This is a genomic window from Oscillibacter sp. KLE 1745 (assembly GCF_000469445.2).
Taxonomy (GTDB): domain Bacteria; phylum Bacillota; class Clostridia; order Oscillospirales; family Oscillospiraceae; genus Oscillibacter; species Oscillibacter welbionis.
Genome location: NZ_KI271675.1, coordinates 23438 through 31390, shown reverse-complemented (window position 1 = coordinate 31390; position 7953 = coordinate 23438). Strand labels below are relative to the sequence as shown.

Here is a 7953-nt window from a genome sequence, read left to right as displayed (position 1 = left end):
CCGTTCACTTTCTGTTTTCTGCCGCCTGTGAACTTTAGCGGCGCAGTCCGGGCAGTATTTCCCCCGGTTGGAGCGTGGGACGAAAGCCGCCCCGCAGACGGCGCACCGCTTCAAGTCCATGCCCCGGTAAATCTCCGCTTCCAATGCCTTGTCCAGCGGCAAGACCGCCCAGCGGAACCACTTACAGCAGACGGTATAGGAAATGGACTGGGGACAAATGCAGGTATCGCCATTATCAAGGGCAATACAGTTGCCGCCCTCGCAGTTGCAGCACTCCCGGCGAATAAGGGCATTTGCCCGTTTCCTCTGCGCCGGGGTCATGCGGTAGGGCGTGCCGTCCGGCTTACGCTCCAACGGCGGTAAATTTTTATATGGGTTGCTTTTCATGCGTCCCTCCGTTTTTCGCTTTTGCCGTTCTCCCCGAAAAGGCTTCCTGCCTCGTCGTCACAAGCTGCGTATCGTTCGTTTCGCTGCAAGCGGCAAAACTCACTCGCTCCGCTGCTCCTCCTCTCCCCACAAAGCCATGCGGCTTTGCGGGGACCCCGACAGTTGCGGCGTGTTCCGGCGTTGGCACGCTCCCCACAGCTTCAGGTCATTGTGGCCCGAAGCCGCCTCTGGACACTTTGTCCAGAAGTCGGCTCCTTGCGGTGCTTCCATCGCCGGATATTCCTTTTCGGACGGTCATTCTGTTTTCAAGGTGCTGTCCATCGATGAACTAACTTAAGTCTACACGAAAAAAATGCAATCCCCGGAATTTTGCGAGAATTGCATTTTGATGAAGTTTACATTTTGAAAATTGTATTTTTGCAATTTTGCTGTATAATGGAAGTATGCGGAGGAGGTGCGTGTCTATGGCTTTACCCGGAACACCCGGACAGCGGATTTCCGATTTATGTAACGGAAACCACATCACACAAAAGGAACTTGCGGAGAAGATAGGCGTTTCTGCTTCTCAGTTGAGCCGAATTGTCAGCGGCGAAACGAGAACGGTCAGCAGTGATATTCTCATGGGCGTGGCAAAGGAATTTAAGGTATCGACAGACTACATACTGGGCTTATCCACCGTGAGCGTCCGCAAAAGCTATGATATTTCTGAATTAGGCTTGTCCGAGGGAGCCGTGAGGGGGCTTGTGACGGGTGCCGTTGATGTGCAAATCCTCAACCGTTTATTAGAACACAAAAATTTCCCCAAGCTGATGGATTTAATACGGATTTATTTTCAGGACACGGCGGCAAAGGGGATAACAGCAAGAAACCAGCTTATCGAGATAGCAACGGCTTCCCTGCCCGACCTGATGAAAGAACACCCGGAACACAGGACAGAAGCAAAACAGGATTTACAACTTTTGAACGCTCAGAAGATAGGCGAACACGAAGCAGAGATTGAGAAAATCAAAAGCGTGTTCCTTACTATCCTGCGGGATATTAAAAAAGACATGGAAAGCGGAGAACAGCCGGGGGAAGCTGTGACCGCCGCCATGTTTCAGACCATGCGGGACGCACTGACGGAGCAGAAAGAAAAACCGCTTTCCATTGACGATGTAACGGCGATGGTTGCAGGACAAGTTGGACAGTTTGTTCTGATGGATGAAGAAACTATTGGTCAGTTTCGGCAGTTGATGAAAAAAGTCATAACAAGTAAAGGAGAATATTATGGCAACAGTAAAAGCTGGTAGAAATAAAACCATTGATACCCCATTAAGCGAGGGGCAGCTTTACCTCAATCGCTGCATCACAGTTACACAAAAACAGACAGACCTTAGTAGAGTTTTGGACAAAACTGTTCTTGGTAATATGTTTGATGTCTGCTCATTGTTACCTGCTAAAAGCATAGATTTAATAATTGCTGACCCCCCTTATAATCTCACAAAATCTTTTAATGGAACGACATTTGCAAAGAAAAAAGACGCTGATTATGAGGGATATACCCGGCAATGGCTAAATGCAATTAAACCATTGCTAAAAGACGATGGTTCAATTTATGTCTGTTGTGATTGGGAAACAAGCCTGATTGTTGGTAAAGTATTGAGTGAGTTTTTCCATGTCAGAAATCGCATTACATGGCAGCGTGAAAAAGGACGCGGTGCAAAAGCAAATTGGAAAAACGGAATGGAAGATATTTGGTTTGCAACAAATAGTAACGATTATGTGTTCAATCTCGACGCTGTTAAAATACGAAAAAGGGTTATTGCTCCTTATCGTGTAGATGGAATGCCAAAAGATTGGACTGAAACTGAAAACGGCAATTACCGTGATACTTGTCCTTCAAACTTCTGGGACGATATTACTATTCCTTTTTGGTCTATGGCAGAAAACACCGCACATCCTACACAAAAATCGGAGAAGTTGATTGCCAAAATTATGCTTGCAAGTTCTTCTGAAAAAGATACTGTATTTGATCCATTCTTGGGGTCTGGTACGACGAGCGTTGTGGCAAAAAAACTTAACCGCCATTACATTGGAATTGAGGTAGAAGCACAATACTGTGTGTGGGCAGAGCAACGCCTTGAGATGGCCGAAAGCAATCCGGAAATTCAAGGATATGTTAATGGAGTTTTTTGGGAGCGCAACTCTTTGCCTGAGCAAAACGCAACTCAGAGTGGAACAAAAGATACCAAATCAAAAAGAAGGCGCAAACGCAAGGCAGAAGGACAAGTCACGATAATCGAATCAGAGACTACCCAAAAAACTTTGTTTGATTTTTGAGAGGTTTAGCAATGTACAATAGAGAAATTATTGAGAAATTAGTTGACTTTATTTCAGCCAGAGATGGTAACACGGATAAGAGCCGTTTACAGAATGAAGTGCAAGACGCATTTGACCTTGTGAAAGAACGAAGCGTATATTACTGTGATTGGTTTGCAATTAGATTTTGCAAAGCAGCATCTAGGAGTTTTGGCAACACCGTTTTGGCATTATCTGCGCTCCATAGATATGATGATATTCCGTTTATCGTTTGCTTGGTAACGCCGGCTCGTAACTACTTGATGCTGGCAAACACCACATTCCTCAGAAAAATCAGTCATTCTTCGCAGGAGTTGCGCCGAGATAATATCAAGGGTAGTTTCAACGGAAGTGACATTATGAGAGAGTTTGAAGGTGTTGAAAACATTCCCGCTAATTTTGAATTTCTGTATAACTCTCACGAAAATTACACCTTTGAAGAAAACCTTGACCGTTTGGTAGAAGCAACAAATAATATCGCTCCCACTGGAAGAAGATTTATGCCTACCGAATCTCAGGTTGAATGTATTAGAGAATCTGTTGACCGAGCAATTTCATTTTTGCGTTCTGAGGAATACGGAATATTGAACGACGATTTGAATAATCGCGTTCGTGCAGTAGAATCAGAAATCGCAATCGCAGCTTTTATTGATAACGTTAATTTGCGTGGACGAATCATCGAATACCTGATTACTGCTGAAGATGATTTGAAAGAAACTCTGATGCGTTGCCTGCGTACAAGACAACCGCTCCCCGAAATTTTTACTGCCGATGAACTGGGCGACTATGAACGAGAGTTCGAGCGTTACCTTACTGAAACAGATATTAAGACAAAAGTTTTGTTCTTATCTAGCAACCCGAAAGGTTATAACATTGACAAATTGCTCTCGTTCCTTTCCGAAGAAAAAAGCGTGTACTTAATTTATGTTGTTACGATTGATAAAAATAGAACAATTCAAACTCGGCTGTGCTCAATGTTCAATCGTCAGCTCCTGTCATGTACAAGAATTATTAAACACTGGGCAGGGCGAAATTCCCGTGGCGTAACTCAATACGAGGGGAGGGCACTGGAAACTATTGTAGAAGATTTTGATTTTGAAATTGATTACAAAGACTCGCAGGACTTTATTACTGATTGCTTGAACTGTTGATTTGTGGACTCGAGTCCTTGATTAACACAATCAGTGCATAGTCGGTTTATTTTTGCAAATAACAAAGACAGTCCAGCCAGTCAACGGTCAAGATGAACGGCGTATTTCATGCGCCGCCGTTGACAGTCCCGCCTGTCTTTGCTGATGGGCAATCAAGGCGGGAAAGCCCCAAAATGGCTTTCCCGCCCATTTCAATTTTGGGAAAAGAAAGCCCCAAAATCAGATGGAGAGCGGCCAAGCACTTTGAGGGATTGGACGCCTTGTCTACCCATTCAGCGGGACGGCGGGCGGCGGTCAAGGCCGGGTGCAAACCCGTTCATTTCAGCCTTGACGGTTGCCCGCTGTCCTGCTACTTTTCCGGGAGTGTGGCCACAACTTCGGGACACTTTGTCCACAAGTCGGAGCGTGGGGCGGGGGACGGGGGCTTTCATATACCTGCCGCCGTTCTCTGAAAACAGCCCGATTTTTCGCTCATTCCCATTCGCAAAAATTCAGCCTGTTTTCCTGCCGGAGCAAACGGGGGGCGCATAAAGCATCGCCCCCGTTTCCCCCGTCAGCCACGCCAGCAGGTATAACACACTACACTTTGCAAGCAAAGTCGTGTGCCAAAGGGGGCACCCCTTTGGAAACCCCAGACAACAAAACAGGCGGTATGCTGCCCTCTCCGGGAGCATACCGCCGTTTGTTGTCAGCAGCCCGTTTCACGGTCTGCGTGTAGTTCCTTGTAAACTGACCTAACCTTTCCTCCAACGAACTCCCAAAGAAGTCCTCTGGCCTTATGGGCCGGGCGCTGACAAATCATAAATTTGTCCTGATCCCAGATCAGGGCTGCTACTACCTCTGTCATTTATCCCACCACCAATTTGTTTGTCTTCTTCAAAAACTTCGCCGGAATCGGTCGATCCAGCTGCCAGGTGATATTCATGGATCTGCTTCCGTCATGCTTCACATAGTTTGCTGTGCCCAGGAAGGTATAGGCCGCAGCGCTTCCTGTGATCCGGTCTGCCTTGAACTCCCGGACAAACAGCAGCACCTTGCTCCCGTGCTCCCGGTGATGAATGTACCGCTGCCCAGTGGGAGAGTCTGCCGCTGTGGTACTCTGACTCTGCCAGTGGAACAGGTTCTCGTTGATGGAGTAATCGTGATACATGGTGGTGGGCGAGTAGTCCTTATCCGCCTTATTCAGCGTCACAAAGAACACATCCAGATGCTTCTCCGGCAGCCACTTCACACCCTCGCGGACAGTGGCAGGCTTCATGAAATCCAGCGCCACCAGCAACTGGTCCCGAGTATAGGTGCAGTGGAGGTCCAACGGGCAGTCAAAGCCCAGCTCCACCGGCTCATCAATGAAGTCGATCTGCTCATACCGGTATCGAAGCAGTTCCAGAAGCTCGTCCAGGAGCACGGGACTATCTGAGAGGGCATACAGGTTGTCTTGCACCTCATTGGATGTCCAGCTCTCTGCCGCCTTGCCCCAGACGGTCACATAGAACATCTGGAGCATCCGCTGCTCCAGTTCACTCAGCGTCGCAAAGTCCGCATCGTCCAGGCGGGGCAGCAGATCCAACAAAAAGCGGATCCAGCGCCGGAAGTCCACAACGGCCAGCCGGCTCAAGGCTTTTGTAAGGACTTCCTCCAGTGGTTCGCTGAAATCCTCGATCACATCCGCCCGGGCACAGATGCGGGAGAACGAGGAAAACTTGTAGATTGTCCTGGGGTCCAAATGATAATAGTCCAGGAAGTTTGCCAGAGTCAGATCCAAACCACTGTCCTCCGCAAAGCTGGCCGCTCTGGATACCAGACCGGCGGTATTGCCGTAGGAGGCACGGATGTTATCCAGAATGTACTTGGCAGCCTTCTTCTCCAACTGGATATAGCAGCCCTTGGGCGCGGAGACAAACCCGTCCTTGATCTCCCGGGTCACGCTGCGAGTGGTATTGGACAGCAGGGCAGCAAACTTATCCTCAAAGTTATATCGCTTGTTGGCCTGGCCGATAAAGTCCAGCACAGTCAGGCATTCCTTGCCCTCCGTAAGCCGCAGGCCACGCCCCATCTGCTGAAGGAAGATGGTCAGGGACTCGGTGGGGCGCAGGAACAGCACCGTATTGACCTCTGGGATGTCCACGCCCTCGTTGTAGATGTCTACCACAAAGATGAAGCGAACCTCGCCACCAACCAGCTTCCCTTTGGCGGTTTTTCTCTCCTCATCGGAGGATTTTCCGGTCAGGAAGATGGAGGGAATTCCATGGTTGTTGAAATAGTGACACATGAACTCCGCATACTCAATGGACACGCAGAAGCCCAGCCCCTTGACCTCGTCGATGTCGGTTACATATTTGAGAAGGGAGGACACCACCAGATCGGCGCGGCGGTTGGCAACGGTGCCGCTGAGAGTGTAGAGATCGGACAGCTCATTTTTATCATAACCGCCGGCGCTCCATTTCAGGATGTTCAGATCCACCGTGTCGGTGACGCCGAAATACTGGAAGGGACACAGCAGTTTGCGGTCGATGGCCTCCGGCAGCCGGATCTCCGCAGCAATCCGGTTGTTGAAGTAAGGCAGCACGCTCTTGCCGTCCATGCGCTCCGGGGTGGCGGTCAGACCCAGGAGGATCTGGGACTGATAGTAGGACAGCAGCTTCTGATAGGTAGGCGCTGCCGCGTGGTGGAACTCGTCCACCACAATGTAGTCGTAAAAATTCGGAGCGGTTTTGGCGGAGAAATCCTGGGAGTTGAAGGTCTGAATGGACAAAAACAGGTGTTCAATGTCCTCCGGCCGGTAGCTGCCCACAAACAGCTCTCCGAAGTTGGCGTTCTTCAGAACCGCTCGGAAGGTGTACAGGCTCTGCCGTAAAATCTCCTCCCGGTGAGCCACAAAGAGCAGCCGGCAGGGCTTTCCGGGGTGTTGCTTACAAAATCGCTTATAGTCCAGAGCGGAGATCACCGTCTTGCCAGTACCGGTGGCGGCCACCACCAGATTGCGGGTATAGCCCCGGACGGTGCGCTCGGCCTCCAGCTTGTCCAGGATCTCCTGCTGGTAGGAGTATGGCGCGATATCCATGGTATAGACTTCAGCGTTATTGGCGTCGAAGTATTTTTCCGCTTTTAACGCCCGAGCCAGCCGCTCCTTCTGATCCTCGGAATAGTACTCAAACTCGTTGGAATTCCAGTAGCTCTCGAAGGTGGCGGCAATCTTATCAATAGTCTCCGGCAGATCCCGGCGGGTCACCTTCACGTTCCACTCCAAACCGCTGGAGATGGCGGCGTTGGACAGGTTGGAGGAGCCCACATAGGCGGTGGTGAAGCCGGTATTCCGGTAAAATACATAGGTCTTGGCGTGGAGGCGGGTGCGCTTGGTGTCGTAGCTGACCTTGATTTTGGTGTTGGGCAGGGCCCGCAACTCCTCAATGGCTTTCACATCGGTGGCCCCCATGTAGGAGGTGGTAATGATCCGCAGTTCCCCTCCGTTTTGGGTGAACTCCCGCAGTTCATCTATCAGGAGCCGCAAGCCGCTCCACTTGATAAAGGATACCAACATATCGATGCGGTCGGCAGAGACGATCTCCTTTTTGAGCTCCGTATACATCTGGGGCTCATGGATAGCTCCGGTAAACAGGCAGCTCTGGGCAATGGAGGACTCCGGCCGACTCAGATCAGCAGCTGTTTTGCCAACCGCCAGCCGGGGATCCTGCTCCCGTAAAAGCGCAAGAAGCTGCCCAGCCCGCGCTTCAACGCTCAGCGCAGCAAAGTCAGCTTCTTGGGTTGTGTTTTGGATGAGGTCTACGATCTGGTTGACGAGGTCGATCTGTGCAGAGATGTCCCCGCCGTTGTCCAGCACGTTCTCCAGGCCCTTTTGCACCACATCCGCCAGGTACTGCGCCAGCACTTTGGAGGCCTCCGCCTTGTCAATGGGCGCAACCGATTTGCGGGCGTCTGGGATCTCCAAGAGCTCGCGGTTCAGGGCGGTATTGATAACTTGTTCATAGAGGCCGGGAGGCAGCATTATATTTCACTCTTCCTATCTTCTCTGTGTGGATGTATATTATATTTAGTATAACTGGAATTCCAAAATCCGACA

At 50.0% G+C, this 7953-nt stretch carries 5 protein-coding genes and 1 pseudogene; 3 read left to right on the top strand and 3 right to left on the bottom strand.

What is annotated here, in order from left to right; all coding sequences use genetic code 11:
* Positions 1-387: cysteine-rich VLP domain-containing protein (locus HMPREF1546_RS18040; protein ID WP_021751632.1), on the bottom strand; the 387-nt coding region annotated here is incomplete at its 3' end.
* Positions 388-851: 464 nt separating this feature from the next.
* Here HMPREF1546_RS18040 and HMPREF1546_RS02045 point away from each other — a divergent pair.
* Genes HMPREF1546_RS02045 through HMPREF1546_RS02040 form a run of 3 tightly spaced genes read left to right on the top strand, consistent with a single transcriptional unit; the run spans position 852 to position 3875 of the window.
* Complete coding sequence (locus HMPREF1546_RS02045) at positions 852-1676, top strand: helix-turn-helix domain-containing protein (protein WP_021748281.1); 825 nt, start codon at positions 852-854, stop codon at positions 1674-1676.
* Complete coding sequence (locus HMPREF1546_RS18030; protein WP_021748282.1) at positions 1654-2706, top strand: site-specific DNA-methyltransferase; 1053 nt, start codon at positions 1654-1656, stop codon at positions 2704-2706. The genes HMPREF1546_RS02045 and HMPREF1546_RS18030 overlap by 23 nt, the downstream gene beginning before the upstream one ends.
* Positions 2707-2717: 11 nt before the next feature.
* Positions 2718-3875, top strand: a complete 1158-nt coding sequence (locus HMPREF1546_RS02040; RefSeq protein ID WP_021748283.1) for a hypothetical protein — start codon at positions 2718-2720, stop codon at positions 3873-3875.
* A 736-nt stretch (positions 3876-4611) separates the two neighbouring features.
* Here the strand turns inward: HMPREF1546_RS02040 and HMPREF1546_RS19485 are convergent.
* Both HMPREF1546_RS19485 and HMPREF1546_RS02035 read right to left on the bottom strand, forming a co-directional pair.
* Positions 4612-4722, bottom strand: a pseudogene (locus tag HMPREF1546_RS19485) (8-oxo-dGTP diphosphatase MutT); the annotation flags it as partial.
* The gene (locus HMPREF1546_RS02035) at positions 4723-7878 is read right to left on the bottom strand and encodes a DUF3427 domain-containing protein (RefSeq protein ID WP_021748288.1); all 3156 of its coding nucleotides are present in this window, start codon (positions 7876-7878) and stop codon (positions 4723-4725) included.
* Positions 7879-7953: the final 75 nt, after the last annotated feature.

Coding starts and splice junctions, on each gene's coding strand:
- HMPREF1546_RS02035 (WP_021748288.1), bottom strand. CDS start 7,878: ATGCTGCCTCCCGGCCTCTATGAACAAGTTATCAATACCGCCCTGAAC.
- HMPREF1546_RS18030 (WP_021748282.1), top strand. CDS start 1,654: ATGGCAACAGTAAAAGCTGGTAGAAATAAAACCATTGATACCCCATTA.
- HMPREF1546_RS02040 (WP_021748283.1), top strand. CDS start 2,718: ATGTACAATAGAGAAATTATTGAGAAATTAGTTGACTTTATTTCAGCC.
- HMPREF1546_RS02045 (WP_021748281.1), top strand. CDS start 852: ATGGCTTTACCCGGAACACCCGGACAGCGGATTTCCGATTTATGTAAC.